Origin of the sequence: Mycobacterium sp. 050134, from assembly GCF_036409085.1 — a bacterium.
Lineage (GTDB): Bacteria > Actinomycetota > Actinomycetes > Mycobacteriales > Mycobacteriaceae > Mycobacterium.
Genome location: NZ_JAZGLV010000008.1, coordinates 106,421 through 120,386, shown reverse-complemented (window position 1 = coordinate 120,386; position 13,966 = coordinate 106,421). Strand labels below are relative to the sequence as shown.

The window sequence follows — 13,966 nt, the reverse complement described above, 5'->3', positions numbered from 1 at the left end:
ATGGTTGGATGATTGCGGTCGCAGCTTCTGTGTTCGTGTCAAACTTTCGCAGGATCGACGTTGCGGCCGCGGTTCCTGCGAGGTTAATCGGTCGGGTGAAGTTCCGGCGACTGAGCGAGGTATGGCGGTCGTAAAGGCCCGGGGCATCGAAAGGCGATGTCCCGCACCCAGAAGAAAAGGAAAGATCGAGAGATGCCACAGGGAACTGTGAAGTGGTTCAACGCGGAGAAGGGTTTCGGGTTCATTGCCCCCGAAGACGGCTCCGCAGATGTTTTTGTCCACTACACGGAGATCCAGGGTTCGGGCTTCCGCACCCTCGAAGAGAACCAGAAGGTCGAGTTCGAGATCGGCCACAGCCCTAAGGGCCCCCAGGCCACCGGAGTCCGCTCCGTCTGAGACGAGCAAGAACTCCACGGACGCCCCCCGTGCGACCCGCCCAGCGGGCCCGCCGGGGGGTTTTCGTCTCTGGCCGGGGTGTCCGCGCCGCCGCGCCGCTGACCTGAAGGCGCGGACGCGCGACCTGGCCTACTGTCGGTGGCGTGAGCCAGCTGTCCTTCTTCACGGCGGAGTCGGTGCCCCCCGCGGTCGCCGATCTGTCCGGGGTGCTGGCGGCCACGGGCCAGATCATCCTGGTCGGCGCCCGGGACGCGCAGGGGGCGCGGCTCTCGGTGGTCGTGGATCAGCTCTGGCGCGCGACGGCGCTCGCCGAGATGATCCGCGAGGCCGGCCTGGTCCCGGAGATTGGCCGCACGGAAGAGGACAGCCCGCTGGTGCGGACGGCGGTGGACCCGTCATTGGTTGACATCGCGGCCGAATGGACGCGCGGTGCGGTCAAGACGGTGCCGCCGCGCTGGCTGCCCGGGCCCCGCGAGCTGCGGGCGTGGACGTTGGCGGCCGGCGCCCCCGAAGGTGACCACTATCTATTGGGACTGGATCCGCACGCGCCCGACACCCATTCCCCGCTGGCGTCCGCCCTGATGCGGGTCGGGATCGCGCCCACGTTGATCGGCACCCGCGGCGGGCACCCGGCGCTTCGCGTCAGTGGCCGACGCCGGCTGTCGCGCCTGGTAGAGCACGTGGGCGCCGCCCCCGCGGGCGCCGACGCGTCCTCGATGTGGCCCCGGGCCTGACGGCCGGATACGATCTGCGTTTTCGGCATCCGGTTTGCGTCGGCCCGCCCAGGGGTGCGAAATTGTCAGGTGCCCGGGGCGAGGGAACGCCGCCGTACCTGAAATTTCCCCGGAATTTTCGGCGACGGCCTGTCATTCTTCCTGCAGGGCGGTCTCGCAAGGGGACCGGACAAGAGATGGAGCGTAAGCGTAGTTGGCTGACCCAAAGGTGAAGGACCGCACGAGCGGCCCAAATGGGAGCCGTCGGAGACTCGTCATCGTCGAGTCGCCGACCAAGGCGCGCAAGTTGGCGGGTTACCTCGGCTCCAGCTACATCGTGGAGTCCTCGCGTGGCCACATCCGCGACCTGCCCCGCGCCGCGGCCGACGTGCCCGCCAAGTACAAGTCCGAGCCGTGGGCCAGGCTGGGCGTCAACGTCGATCACGACTTCGAGCCGCTCTACATCATCAGCCCGGAGAAGAAGAGCACGGTCACCGAGCTCAAGGGATTGCTCAAGGACGTCGACGAGCTCTACCTGGCCACGGATGGTGACCGCGAGGGCGAGGCCATCGCCTGGCACCTGCTGCAGACCCTCAAGCCGAACATCCCGGTCAAGCGGATGGTTTTCCACGAGATCACCGAGCCCGCGATCCTGGAAGCCGCCGAAAACCCCCGCGACCTCGACATCGACCTGGTCGACGCGCAGGAGACCCGCCGCATCTTGGACCGGCTGTACGGCTACGAGGTCAGCCCGGTGCTGTGGAAGAAGGTGGCGCCCAGGCTGTCGGCCGGCCGCGTGCAATCGGTGGCCACCCGGATCATCGTGCAGCGCGAGCGCGACCGCATGGCGTTCCGCAGCGCGTCCTACTGGGACATCGTCGCGCAGCTGGACGCCAGCGTGTCCGACCCGCAGGCTACGCCGCCCACCTTCGCCGCCCGGCTGAGCAGTGTTGCCGGCCGCCGGGTCGCGACCGGGCGCGATTTCGACTCCCTGGGCCAGCTGCGCAAGGCCGACGAAGTGACCGTGCTGGACGAGGCGAGCGCCACCGCGCTGGCCACGGCGCTGCAGGGCGCGCAGCTGACCGTGGCGTCGGTGGAGGAGAAGCCCTACACGCGGCGCCCCTACGCGCCGTTCATGACGTCGACCCTGCAGCAGGAGGCGGGCCGCAAGCTGCGGTTCTCCTCCGAGCGGACGATGAGCATCGCCCAGCGGCTCTACGAAAACGGCTACATCACCTATATGCGTACCGACTCCACGACGCTGTCGGAGTCGGCGATCAACGCCGCGCGCACCCAGGCGCGCCAGCTCTACGGCGCGGAGTACGTGTCCGCGTCGCCGCGGCAGTACACCCGCAAGGTGAAGAACGCCCAGGAGGCCCACGAGGCGATCCGGCCCGCCGGGGACACCTTCGCCACCCCGGACGCGGTGCGCCGCGAGCTGGACGGCGACGAGTTCCGCCTATACGAGCTCGTCTGGCAGCGCACGGTCGCCTCGCAGATGGCTGACGCCCGCGGCACCACGCTCAGCCTGCGGATCGGGGGCCGGGCGGGTGACCAGGACGTCATGTTCTCCGCGAGCGGGCGCACCATCACGTTCGCCGGCTTCCTGAAGGCCTACGTCGAGACGGTGGACGAGCTGGCCGGCGGCGAGGCCGACGACGCCGAGAGCCGGCTGCCGCAGCTGACGGAGGGGCAGCGGTTGGCCGCCCTCGCGCTCACCCCGGACGGCCACGCCACCAACCCGCCGGCGCGCTACACCGAGGCGTCGCTGGTCAAGGCGCTCGAGGAGTTGGGCATCGGCCGTCCGTCGACGTACTCGTCGATCATCAAGACCATCCAGGACCGGGGCTACGTCCACAAGAAGGGCAGCGCCCTGGTGCCCTCGTGGGTGGCGTTCGCCGTCACCGGGCTGCTCGAACAGCACTTCGGCCGGCTGGTCGACTACGACTTCACCGCGGCCATGGAAGACGAACTCGACGCGATCGCGTCCGGTCAGGAGCGACGCACCGACTGGCTCAACAACTTTTACTTCGGCGGGGATCACGGGGTGGCCGATTCGGTGGCCCGCTCCGGCGGGCTGAAGAAACTGGTCGGCGTCAACCTGGAGGGTATCGACGCGCGGGAAGTCAACTCCATCAAGCTTTTTGACGACGTTCAGGGCCGCCCCGTCTATGTGCGGGTGGGCAAGAACGGCCCGTACCTGGAACGCATGGTGACCGGCGACCCCGATGATCCCAGCGGCGAACGGAAGCCGCAGCGGGCGAACCTCAACGACTCGCTGACCCCCGACGAGCTGACGCTCGAGGTCGCCGAGGAGCTGTTCGCCACCCCGCAGGAGGGGCGCGTGTTGGGCGTCGATCCCGAGACCGGGCACGAAATCGTCGCCAAGGACGGGCGGTACGGGCCGTACGTGACCGAGGTGCTGCCCAAGACCGACGATGACGACGACGGCAGCGCCGGCACGCCGGCGAAGAAGGGCAAGAAGCCCACCGGCCCCAAGCCGCGCACCGGTTCGCTGCTGCGCAGCATGGACCTGCAGACCGTCACCCTCGAGGACGCGCTCAAGCTGCTGTCGCTGCCGCGGGTGGTCGGCGTCGACCCCGCGTCGGGCGAGGAGATCACCGCGCAGAACGGCCGCTACGGGCCATACCTCAAGCGCGGCAACGATTCTCGTTCGCTGGCGACCGAAGATCAGATTTTCGATATCACCCTCGAGGAAGCGCTCAAGATCTACGCGGAGCCGAAGCGGCGCGGCCGGCAGAGCGCGGCGGCCCCGCCGCTGCGAGAGCTGGGGAACGATCCGGCGTCGGGCAAGCCGATGGTGATCAAGGACGGGCGGTTCGGGCCGTACGTCACCGACGGCGAGACCAACGCGAGCCTGCGCAAGGGCGACGACGTCATGTCGATCACCGACGAGCGCGCAGCCGAGCTGCTGGCCGACCGGCGCGCCCGCGGCCCGGTGAAGCGGCCCGCCAAAAAGGCCGCCCGCAAGGCCCCGGCCAAGCGGGCCGCCAAGAAGAGCTAGCGGCTAGAAACCCGGACCGATCGACTCGCTGGCCACGTCGGCGTGGTGGGCCCGCACCGGCTGGGAATCCGTGACACCGGCCAGATGCACTGGTCGGGCCAACTGGGTGGGCGCCGTGCGGCCGCGCAGTTCGACGACCTCGCCGACGTCCCAGCACAGGGCCTCGGCGTCCAGCGCACCGCTGACCGCGATCGCCGACGCCAGCACGTGGCCCGGCTCGAGTTTGGCCAGCTCGGTGAGCCGCGCGGCCTCGTTGACCGGGTCGCCGATCACCGTGTACTCGAAGCGGGCCTGCGCGCCGATGTGGCCGGCGATGGCCCGCCCGGCCGACACCCCGATGCCGAACTCCGCCGACCCGATCACCGGCAGGATCTCGTCGTGCAGCTCACGCGCCGCGGCGAGCGCCCCGCCGGAGCTGTCGGGGTGCTCGATGGGCGCCCCGAAAATGGCCAGCGCCGCATCGCCCTGGAACTTGTTGACGAACCCGCCGTGCTTGCCGACGGTGTCGACCACGACGCGGAAGAACTCGTTGAGCAGGTGGACCACCTCGGCGGGGGGCCGCGTCGAGGCCAGCTTGGTCGAGCCGACCAGGTCGACGAACAGCACCGCCACGTCGCGCTCCTGGCCGCCCAGCTCGGTGCCGCGCTCCAGGGCCCGCCGGGCCACGTCCTCACCGACGTAGCGACCGAACAGGTCGCGCAGCCGCTGCCGCTCGGACAGGTCGCGCACCATGTCGTTGAACCCGGCCTGCAGCAGGCCCAGCTCGCTGGCGTCGTAGATCTGCATGTGCGCGTTGTAGTTGCCGCGCTGCACCTCGCTCAGGGCCCAGCGCAGCTGACGCAGCGGGTCGGCGATCGACATGGCGACCAGCAGGGTGCTGACCCCGCCGATGCCCAGCGCCGCCACCGCCAGCAACAGGATGGGGGTGAACAGCTTTTCGGGCGTGGCGTGCAGCAGCGAAGCCCTGTCGGCGATCACCGCCAGCACGATCGCCAGCACCGGCACGGCGGTGGACAGCATCCAGGTCAGCATCTGCCGCAAGATCACGCCCGGCGCCTGGACGTTCTCCGGCACCCCGCTGCGCAGGGCGGCGACGGCGACGGGTCGCAGCACCCGTTCGGACTGCAGGTAGCCGATGATGGCGGTCGCCGCGGCGCCCAGCCCGGTGGCGACGGCCACCACCGGCGCGGCGTACCGGGCCACCGACCAGCTCGCGATGATGAAGACCGAACCCCCGATGCACCAGGCCACCATGCTGGTCAGCGTGCGGTAGAACGGCATGCGCAACGCGCGGCTGCGGGCGAGCTCGGTGTCGGTGGGGTCGGCCTCCGCGAGGAGGTTGTCGCGGCGCTGCCAGCGGAACACCGGCATCAGCAGCTTCAGGTTGACCAGCCAGCCGGCGATGAACAAGACGATCAGGGAGCCGGCGAAGATCATCAAGTTGAGCGCCGGCAAATCCTGCAGCTGGACGCGGTCCTGGGGTGGCAGGGCATACCGGAGGAAGCCCAGCACGAAGAGGGCACCGATGATGTCGGCCTGCAGCATGCTCAGCGAAAACAGTGGCCAGGGGGTGCGTACCACCCAGCGGACGAATGCGGTGATTCGCCCGGGCAGTGCGGCCGCTGTTGCCATGAATCCACCGTATCGGTCGGCAGGGACTTGTCGGAAACTTACAACTGCAACGGGAGGTCGCCGAATGCCGCCATCACCTCGGCAAATGTAACGGGATTGTCGCGAAACGGCGGCCGATCGGTATCTGTCACCACCGCTGGCTACTGTTGCCGATGATGTCCGGGGTATTTACGCGGCTGGTAGGGCAGGCCGCCGTCGAGGCCGACCTGCTCGCCGCCGCCAGGGCGGCGCGTGGATCCGCGCGTGATCCGGTTCACACCGACCCGGGTGACGGGTCTATGACACACGCGTGGCTCATCACCGGGCCGCCGGGGTCGGGGCGTTCCGTGGCGGCGTTGTGCTTCGCGGCCGCGCTGCAGTGCACCGCGGCCGCCGAGGACGGCGGGCCCGGGTGCGGCCGCTGCCGGGCGTGCACGACGACCATGGCCGGCACCCACGCCGACGTGCGGCGGGTAATCCCCGAAGGCCTGTCGATCGGGGTCGACGAGATGCGCGCCATCGTGCAGACCGCGTCGCGGCGCCCCACCACCGGGCACTGGCAGATCGTGGTGATCGAGGACGCCGACCGGTTGACCGAGGGCGCCGCCAACGCCTTGCTGAAGGTGGTGGAGGAGCCGCCGCCTTCGACGGTCTTCCTCCTGTGCGCGCCGTCGGTGGATCCCGAGGACATCGCGGTCACCCTGCGGTCGCGGTGCCGGCACGTCGCGCTGGTGACGCCGCCGACCGACGTCATCGCGCGCGTGCTGATCGACCGCGACGGCCTGGCCCCCGACCTGGCGGACTGGGCGGCGTCGGTCAGCGGCGGGCACGTCGGCCGGGCGCGCCGCCTGGCCACCGACTCCGAGGCCCGGCAGCGACGCGAGCGGGCGCTGGGGCTGGTGCGCGACGCGGCGACCCCGTCGCGGGCCTACGCCGCCGCCGAGGAGCTGGTGGCCGCCGCCGAGGCCGAGGCCGTGGTGCTGACCGCCGACCGGGCGGAGGCCGAGACCGAGGAGCTGCGAACCGCCCTCGGCGCCGGCGGCACCGGCAAGGGCACGGCGGGCGCGATGCGCGGCGCCGCGGGCGCGATCAAGGATCTCGAGCGCCGCCAGAAGTCGCGCCAGACGCGCGCGTCGCGCGACGCGCTGGACCGGGCACTGATCGACCTGGCGACCTACTTCCGCGACGCCCTCATGGTGTCGTCGGGCGCCGCGGTGCGCGCCAACCACCCGGACATGGCCGACCGGATCACCGCCCTGGCCTCCCACGCCGAGCCCGAGCGGCTGTTGCGCTGCATGGAGGCGGTGCTCGAGTGCCGCGAGGCGCTGGCGATCAACGTCAAGCCCAAGTTCGCCGTCGACGCCATGGTCGCGACCATCGGGCAGCAACTTGGGTGAGCGCGGCCGGCTGCCGTAGACTCGTGCCGCCGTGCCGCCTTAGCTCAGTCGGTAGAGCGATTCACTCGTAATGAATAGGTCGGGGGTTCGATTCCCCCAGGCGGCTCCACATTTTTCGGTGCTCAGGCCGGCGCCACGAAACCCACCGGCCCGGATGCCAGGCACAGGGACAACGCGGTGGTGTTGGCCCGGACGGTGATCGCGTCGCCGGCGCCCGGCACCCTCGCGAAGACCCGGTTGAGGCCCGGGCGCACCGGAACCTTGACGTCGGGGCCCTCCGACAGCGACAGGGTCATCGATCCGTCGCTGTTGGCCAGGTAGTTGAGTTCGACGGTCCAGTCGGCGGGCAACAGCGGCCCGTCCAGGACCAGGCGCGCCGGCCGATCGGGTTGCGCGAAGTAGCCGCAGCGCGGCATCGGGCCGGGCACAATCGTGCGGATCCAGGTCACGCGCGCCGGAATCAGCCGGCCGGAGCTGTCGAACATCCGCAATTGCGTTGTCGCCGGGGCGAATTCGGGCCGATCCCGCAGCAGCCCGAACAGGTGGCTGGCCAGGTTCTCCGGCGCGGCCACCCGCTGCAGCACCAGCGGGTCGACCTCCTGGTCGAGCAGGGCGGCGTTCGAAGCCGCGTGCGCGGCGGCCAGCCCGGCCCGCGCGTTGCGCAGGTACGGCTCGGCGGGGTTGTCCCGCCAGCTGGTCAGGAATGTGGCCGTCGAGTAGAGGCTGCTGGCGACGAACAGCGTCACCACTCCCACCGCCGCCGCGGCGCGCCGCGGCGAGGGCCCCAGCCAGCGCGGCGCGGACGCCCGGGCCGGGGCGGCCAGCGCCACGGCGGCCAGCAGGGCCAGCACCACTGCGAGGTCCGGCAGGTACCGCAGCGTCTGGGCCAGCTCCAGGGCCGTCTGCTTCGACGAGCGCATCAGGTAGATCGGCACCTGGCAGGCGACGGCGTAACCCGCCGCCGTCAGCCACACCGCCCCCACCCGCTTGCGGGAGAGCGACGCCGCCAGCGCCCCGGCCAACACCAGCCACCCGAGCGCCATCACCGCCGGCGGGGGAGTCGCCCACGGCGAGGCGGGCGCCCACCGGTCCCAGTGCCACGGGCCGCCCGCCAGCCCCGGCACGATGCCGTGCGTGACCGACCGCCACAGCAGGTCTGCGGTCATCGACAGGTCGAAGCTCCACCGTCGCTGGTTGACGACGGCCAGATACAGCGCCACCCAGGCCACCGTCAACGCCAGCGCCGGCACCCACAACCGGATGCCGGCCCGCCACACCGACCGCAGGGCCGCGGGCTCCCCCCGCACGTGGCACAGCAGCGCGGTGACGGCGAAGGCGACGAACGGGATCACCGCGGCCTTCTCGAAGAACAGCAGGCCGCCGAGGTAGGCGAGCCCCCCGGTCGCCGCGTACCGCCGATTGCCCGTGCGCACCAATCCGATCGCGTCGCCGCACACCCAGGCCAGCGCCGCCAGCATCGGCAGCGAATTGAGCGCCGCCGCCCACCACGCGAAACCGGGCACCGCCAGCGGGGTGAACAGCGCGAACGTCAGCGGCGCCAGCAGCGCCCAGCGCCGGCCGAGGATGACCCACAGCGCGCGCAGCAGGGCCAGCGAGGCCAGCAGCTGCAACACCAGCAGGCTGACCGCCGGCCACGTCCAGTCGAGCGGTGCCAGCCGGATGATCACGCCGGCGAGCAGGAAGGCGCCCGGCATCACGTGCCCGTCGTGGTCGTCGAACAGGTACGACGGCGACAACAGGTTGTGCGTGCCGGCCTTGCCGATGAGGATCAGGTCGTCCCAGTAGAAGTAGCCCCCGAACGCCAGCGCCGCGCGCACGCCGAGCGCAACGGCGATGAGCGCGGCGGCCGCCAGCGGTATGTATGGTGGGCCGGTGCGCGCACTGGTCACCGGGGCAGCCGGATTCATCGGGTCGACGCTAGTCGACCGTCTGCTGGCCGACGGTCACACGGTGGTGGGGCTGGACAACTTCGCCAGCGGTCGCGCGACCAACCTCGAACACCTGGCGGGGAACCCGTCGTGGGCCTTCGTCGAGGCCGACATCGTCACCGCCGACCTCGACGCCATCCTCGGCGAGCACCGGCCGGAGGTGGTGTTCCACCTGGCCGCGCAGATCGACGTGCGGCACTCGGTCGCCGACCCGCAGTTCGACGCCTCGGTCAACGTCATCGGCACGGTGCGCCTGGCCGAGGCGGCGCGGCTGGCCGGGGTGCGCAAGGTCGTGCACACGTCGTCGGGCGGCTCCATCTACGGCTTCCCGCCGCAATACCCGACCCCCGAGACGGTGCCCACGGACCCGGCCTCGCCGTACGCCGCGGGCAAGGTGGCCGGCGAGATCTACCTCAACACCTTCCGCCACCTGTACGGGCTGGATTGCTCGCACATCGCCCCCGCCAACGTCTACGGCCCCCGCCAGGACCCGCACGGCGAGGCCGGCGTGGTGGCCATTTTCGCGCAGGCCCTGCTGTCGGGGAAGCCGACCAAGGTGTTCGGCGACGGCACCAACACCCGCGACTACGTGTTCGTCGACGACGTGGTGGACGCCTTCGTGAAGGCCTCCGGCGACGCCGGCGGCGGGCAGCGGTTCAACATCGGCACCGGCATTGAAACGTCGGACCGGCAGCTGCATTCGGCGGTGGCCGCGGCCGTCGGCGGCCCCGACGACCCGGAGTTCCACCCGCCGCGCCTGGGCGACCTCAAACGGTCGTGCCTCGACATCCGGTTGGCGGAACGCGTCTTGGGCTGGAGCCCGCAGGTTCGGCTCGACGACGGGGTGCGCCGCACGGTGGAGTACTTCCGCCACCTGCGGTCCGACTAACGCGGCTCCGGCGGCTGCGCGCCCTCGAGGGCGACGGCCCGGGCCAGCCTCGCGTAGCGCAACTCCAGGTCCTTGAACCGCATGTAAGTGCTCAGCGTGGTGAAGCAGAACGCCATGATCAGCGCGTAGAGCATCAGGTCGGTGCCGCGGCGCACCCCGAACCAGTGCGCGACCACGGTAGTGTCGTCGGGCCGCAACACGGCATAGACGCCGGCCAGGACGAACAGGACGTAGCCGACCTTGACCCACGCGCGCGACCGGGCATTGCGGCGCGAGCGCAACAGGTAGACGAGCAGGGCCACGATCGATCCGATCAGCAGGACCTGGATCCAATTCATCGCGAAGTCCTTCCTCGCAGGAACCCGTCGAAGATGATGTTGACGCCGTTGAGCAGCGGCTGCCCCTTCGACTTCGAGTATTCGGTGTAGAGCACCTCGACTGGAAATTCGGTTACGCGCCAATGATTTTCGTCGACGAGCATGATGAACTCGTTGGCGTGGCTCATGCCACTCATCGTGATGTTCAACCCGTCGGCCACCTTCTTGTTGAACACCCGCAGCCCATTGTTGGTGTCGGTCAACCCAAGCCGGCGGCCGCGACGGCTCAGCCTCGCCGCCGTTTGCAGCACGACCCGTTTCACGAACGGCGGGCGGCTGCCCTCCTGGCCGGCGAACCGGGTTCCGATGACGACGTCGACGTCGCCGGCCCCGAGCCGGTCGATCATCGCGGCCACGTCCTTGACGCGGTGTTGGCCGTCGGCGTCGAACGTGGCGAACACCTGGGCGCCGGGTTGGCTGCGGGCGTACTCGACCCCGGTCTGGATGGCCGCGCCCTGGCCCAGGTTGATCGGGTGCCGCACCAGATGGGCGCCGGCGCGGCGGGCGATCTCGCCTGTGCCGTCGGTGCTGCCGTCGTCGACGCACACGACGTGGTCGAAGACCGAGCGAACATCGGTGATCACCTCACCGATGACGGCGGCTTCGTTGAAGGCGGGAACGACGATCCAGACGCCCGGGTAGTGGCTTTCGATGTACACAAGGTTAGCCAGGATCAGCCGGTTGGACGTCCGGCGCGCGCCAGCGCCCACAGATGGACGCCGATTCCCACCAGCGGTCCGCACAGCAGGGCGAGCACCGTGCGGCTCTGCAGCGGCAGCGGCAGCAGCAGGAGCAGCCCGGCGGCGACCGTCGCGACGACCCAGCCCAGCGAGTAAGCGCGGTGCAACGCGGCGGCGACGGCGGCGGCACCGGTGAGCGTCAGCACGGCGATCGCCACCGCGGCACCGGTCAGCCACGCCAGCAGGGCGCCGCTGGCCAGGTACTCCGGCCCGAACGCCACGCGCAGCAACCACGGGCCGACCACCCCCGCGGCGAGCACGCCGATCGCGCCGATGCCGCCGATGATGGCCGCCGGCGCGACCAGGGCGCGGACCCGGTCGCTGCGCTCGTCGACGAAGTGGGCGATGAGATTGCCCTGCATGGCGGTCAGCGGCACCAGCAGCGGCGCGCGCGTCAACGTGACGGCCAGAATGATCACCCCGCCCTGCGCGCCCAACTGGTTGCTGGTCAGCTTGAGCAGCACCGGGAAGCCCATCACCAGGATCGCGCTGGCGCCGGCGGCGGTGATGGAATGCGCGGCGCCGCGCAGGAACGTCACGGTGCCGCCCGCGGTGAGCAGCCGGGCGGTGGCGCGCGCCGCGGGCGACGTCATCAGCATGATCAGCCAGGCCACCGCGCCCGCCACGGTCGCCCACAGGAAACCAGTCAGCCCCCAGCCGAGGACCACCGCGGCCGACGCGATCGCGACGCGCAGGACGGCGTCGGTCACCATCAGCGCGCCGTACGGGGTCCACTGGTCGGTGCCGGCCAGCATGCCGAGCAGGGTGGCGTGCAGGCAGAAACCGGCCAGGCCCACGCTGAGCAGGCCCACCGACAGCCAGCGCGCCTCGACGAAGACCCGACCGCTCCACAGCGGCGAGCTGCCGGCGATCACGACGGCGGCGGCCACGCCGACCAGCGCGGCGACGCGCAGGGGATGCGTGCGGCCGCCGGGGGGGATCTCGCTGACGTAGCGCGTCGAACGGACCTCCCGGGTGGTCTCCTGCAGCAACCCGAACGCCGCGCCGGTGACCAAGCCGAAGGCGCCCCAGAACACCCCGAAGATCGAGAAGCCGCCCGGGGCGAGATCGCGGGCGGCGAGGTAGATCACGGCGTAACCGCAGCAGGCGGTCACCGCGGTCGCGGTGCCGACCCGGGCCATGCTGCCGCGCGCCACCGGTCCGCGCGAGGCTCCGACTTCGGTCACCGGGTCCGCGCTGTCGTCACATTTGAAAATAGTAGGTGGAGCGGCGCCGATGTCCCGCCCCGACGACGCCGTTCGCTATCGTGGGCGGCTGTCGGGAAGGATCCATGGCCGCGCTTCGCACCTTCGGGATTTCGCTCGTTGTCACCGCCGCGGCCCTTGCCGTCGGCTACGCCCATGGCGGCGCCAAGGACCTCTTCCTGCTTCTGGTGCTCGCGGTCCTCGAGGTGTCGCTGTCGTTCGACAACGCCATCATCAATGCGGCGATCCTGCAGCGGATGAGCCCCTTCTGGCGGCAGATGTTCCTGACGATCGGTGTGCTGGTGGCGGTCTTCGGCATGCGGCTGCTGTTCCCGTTGGTCATCGTCTGGGCGACCGCCGGCATCCCGCCCCTGCGCGCGATGGACATGGCGCTGCACCCGCCGCCGCACGGCGCGCCGGAATACCCGGACGGCTCGCCCAGCTACGAGAAGATCGTCGTCGCCGCGCACCCGCAGATCGCGGCGTTCGGCGGGATATTCCTGCTGATGCTGTTCCTGGACTTCGTCTTTCACGACCGGGACATCAAGTGGCTCAAGTGGATCGAGGTCCCGTTCGCGCGGATCGGCCGGGTCGGTCAGGTGTCGGTGATGGTGACCGCGGTCGTGCTGATCGTCGTGGGCACGCAGCTGACGCGCTCCGAGGACGAGCGCGCGACGGTACTGACGGCCGGGCTGCTCGGCCTGGTCACGTACCTGGTCGTCAACGGGTTGAGCCGGGCGTTCCGGCCGCCGGACGTCCAGTCGGCGGGAAAGGCGGCCGGGAAGGCGGTGGGCAAGGCCGGGCTGATGCTGTTCCTCTACCTCGAGGTGCTCGACGCGGCCTTCTCGTTCGACGGCGTCACCGGCGCCTTCGCGATCACGTCGGACCCGATCGTCATCGCGCTCGGTCTGGGGCTGATCGGCTCGATGTTCGTCCGGTCGATCACCATCTTCCTGGTGAACCAGGACGCCCTGGACCGCTACGTGTATCTGGAGCACGGCGCGCACTGGGCGATCGGCGTGCTGTCGGTGATCATGCTGTTCTCGATCGAGCCGCGGTTCGAGATCCCCGAGGTGCTGACGGCGTCGGTCGGGGTCGTCTTTATCGGCGCCGCCCTGGGGTGGAGCGTGCTGCGCAATCGGCGCGCCGCGGCGCTCAAGGCCGGCTAGTGCCCTGAGGTCTTGAAGCGCTCCACCGAGCGCTCCACCTCGGCCTCGGCGTCGGCGCGGCCCACCCAGTCAGCGGCTTTGACGAACTTGCCGGGCTCCAGGTCCTTGTAGTGCATGAAAAAGTGCTTGATGGCATCCAGCTCGAACGCGGGTACGTCGCCGATGTCCTGGATGTGCTCCCACCGGTGGTCCCCGGCCGGCACGCAGAGCACCTTGTCGTCGCCGCCGGCCTCGTCGGTCATCCGGAACATCCCCACCGGCCGCGCCTCGACGATCACCCCGGGGAACACCGACTGCGGCAGCAGCACCAGCGCGTCGAGCGGGTCGCCGTCCTCGCCGAGGGTGTCGTCGATGAAGCCGTAATCGGTCGGGTACGCCATCGAGGTGTAGAGGTAGCGGTCCAGCCGAACCCGGCCGGTCTCATGGTCGACCTCGTACTTGTTGCGCTGACCTTTCGGAATTTCGATGGTCACGTCGAACTGCACCGTCTTGGCT

12 protein-coding genes and 1 tRNA gene are annotated in these 13,966 nt (G+C 70.3%); 7 read left to right on the top strand and 6 right to left on the bottom strand.

The window, feature by feature from the left end; all coding sequences use genetic code 11:
- Positions 1-192: 192 nt before the first annotated feature.
- The 3 genes from cspA to topA all read left to right on the top strand — a co-directional run bounded on the left by cspA (position 193) and on the right by topA (position 4,134).
- Positions 193-396: a cold shock protein CspA gene (gene cspA / locus SKC42_RS11495; protein ID WP_007166602.1), complete on the top strand. Its 204-nt coding sequence runs from the start codon at positions 193-195 to the stop codon at positions 394-396.
- A gap of 143 nt (positions 397-539) precedes the next feature.
- Positions 540-1,130, top strand: coding sequence for a hypothetical protein (locus SKC42_RS11490; RefSeq protein ID WP_330964427.1), 591 nt, complete (start codon positions 540-542; stop codon positions 1,128-1,130).
- A 193-nt stretch (positions 1,131-1,323) separates the two neighbouring features.
- Positions 1,324-4,134: a type I DNA topoisomerase gene (gene topA, locus SKC42_RS11485; protein ID WP_330964426.1), complete on the top strand. Its 2,811-nt coding sequence runs from the start codon at positions 1,324-1,326 to the stop codon at positions 4,132-4,134.
- Positions 4,135-4,137: 3 nt separating this feature from the next.
- On the opposite strand, the gene SKC42_RS11480 is transcribed toward topA, so the two are convergent.
- The gene (locus tag SKC42_RS11480; RefSeq protein WP_330964425.1) at positions 4,138-5,766 is read right to left on the bottom strand and encodes an adenylate/guanylate cyclase domain-containing protein; all 1,629 of its coding nucleotides are present in this window, start codon (positions 5,764-5,766) and stop codon (positions 4,138-4,140) included.
- A 155-nt stretch (positions 5,767-5,921) separates the two neighbouring features.
- Here SKC42_RS11480 and SKC42_RS11475 point away from each other — a divergent pair, with 155 nt between their 5' ends.
- Both SKC42_RS11475 and SKC42_RS11470 read left to right on the top strand, forming a co-directional pair.
- On the top strand, positions 5,922-7,142 hold the full coding sequence (locus tag SKC42_RS11475; protein WP_330964424.1) for a DNA polymerase III subunit delta': 1,221 nt from the start codon (positions 5,922-5,924) through the stop codon (positions 7,140-7,142).
- Between the two features lie 33 nt (positions 7,143-7,175).
- Positions 7,176-7,251 (top strand) — tRNA-Thr (locus tag SKC42_RS11470).
- 13 nt (positions 7,252-7,264) lie between these two features.
- Here SKC42_RS11470 and SKC42_RS11465 read toward each other — a convergent pair.
- Positions 7,265-9,070: a hypothetical protein gene (locus SKC42_RS11465; RefSeq protein ID WP_330964423.1), complete on the bottom strand. Its 1,806-nt coding sequence runs from the start codon at positions 9,068-9,070 to the stop codon at positions 7,265-7,267.
- Here SKC42_RS11465 and SKC42_RS11460 point away from each other — a divergent pair.
- Entirely contained in the window at positions 9,036-9,980 is a 945-nt protein-coding gene (locus SKC42_RS11460) for an NAD-dependent epimerase/dehydratase family protein (RefSeq protein WP_330964422.1), read from the top strand. The two genes, SKC42_RS11465 and SKC42_RS11460, sit on opposite strands and share 35 nt — an antisense overlap.
- Here SKC42_RS11460 and SKC42_RS11455 read toward each other — a convergent pair.
- The 3 genes from SKC42_RS11455 to SKC42_RS11445 are packed head-to-tail and all read right to left on the bottom strand — an operon-like array spanning position 9,977 to position 12,284.
- Positions 9,977-10,318: a DUF2304 domain-containing protein gene (locus SKC42_RS11455; RefSeq protein WP_330964421.1), complete on the bottom strand. Its 342-nt coding sequence runs from the start codon at positions 10,316-10,318 to the stop codon at positions 9,977-9,979. The genes SKC42_RS11460 and SKC42_RS11455 overlap by 4 nt on opposite strands.
- On the bottom strand, positions 10,315-11,016 hold the full coding sequence (locus SKC42_RS11450; RefSeq protein ID WP_442932102.1) for a glycosyltransferase family 2 protein: 702 nt from the start codon (positions 11,014-11,016) through the stop codon (positions 10,315-10,317). The genes SKC42_RS11455 and SKC42_RS11450 overlap by 4 nt, the downstream gene beginning before the upstream one ends.
- 14 nt (positions 11,017-11,030) lie before the next feature.
- Positions 11,031-12,284: a hypothetical protein gene (locus SKC42_RS11445; protein WP_330964420.1), complete on the bottom strand. Its 1,254-nt coding sequence runs from the start codon at positions 12,282-12,284 to the stop codon at positions 11,031-11,033.
- A gap of 104 nt (positions 12,285-12,388) precedes the next feature.
- Here SKC42_RS11445 and SKC42_RS11440 point away from each other — a divergent pair, with 104 nt between their 5' ends.
- Positions 12,389-13,471: a DUF475 domain-containing protein gene (locus SKC42_RS11440; RefSeq protein ID WP_330964419.1), complete on the top strand. Its 1,083-nt coding sequence runs from the start codon at positions 12,389-12,391 to the stop codon at positions 13,469-13,471.
- Here the strand turns inward: SKC42_RS11440 and SKC42_RS11435 are convergent.
- Positions 13,468-13,956: an inorganic diphosphatase gene (locus tag SKC42_RS11435; RefSeq protein WP_330964418.1), complete on the bottom strand. Its 489-nt coding sequence runs from the start codon at positions 13,954-13,956 to the stop codon at positions 13,468-13,470. The genes SKC42_RS11440 and SKC42_RS11435 overlap by 4 nt on opposite strands.
- Positions 13,957-13,966 lie beyond the last annotated feature (10 nt).

Bases quoted from the DNA above. Each gene is read 5' to 3' on its own strand.
- SKC42_RS11465 (WP_330964423.1), bottom strand. From the start codon at position 9,070: ATGAATCCGGCTGCCCCGGTGACCAGTGCGCGCACCGGCCCACCATAC.
- SKC42_RS11440 (WP_330964419.1), top strand. From the start codon at position 12,389: ATGGCCGCGCTTCGCACCTTCGGGATTTCGCTCGTTGTCACCGCCGCG.
- SKC42_RS11455 (WP_330964421.1), bottom strand. From the start codon at position 10,318: ATGAATTGGATCCAGGTCCTGCTGATCGGATCGATCGTGGCCCTGCTC.
- SKC42_RS11475 (WP_330964424.1), top strand. From the start codon at position 5,922: ATGTCCGGGGTATTTACGCGGCTGGTAGGGCAGGCCGCCGTCGAGGCC.
- SKC42_RS11480 (WP_330964425.1), bottom strand. From the start codon at position 5,766: ATGGCAACAGCGGCCGCACTGCCCGGGCGAATCACCGCATTCGTCCGC.
- cspA (WP_007166602.1), top strand. From the start codon at position 193: ATGCCACAGGGAACTGTGAAGTGGTTCAACGCGGAGAAGGGTTTCGGG.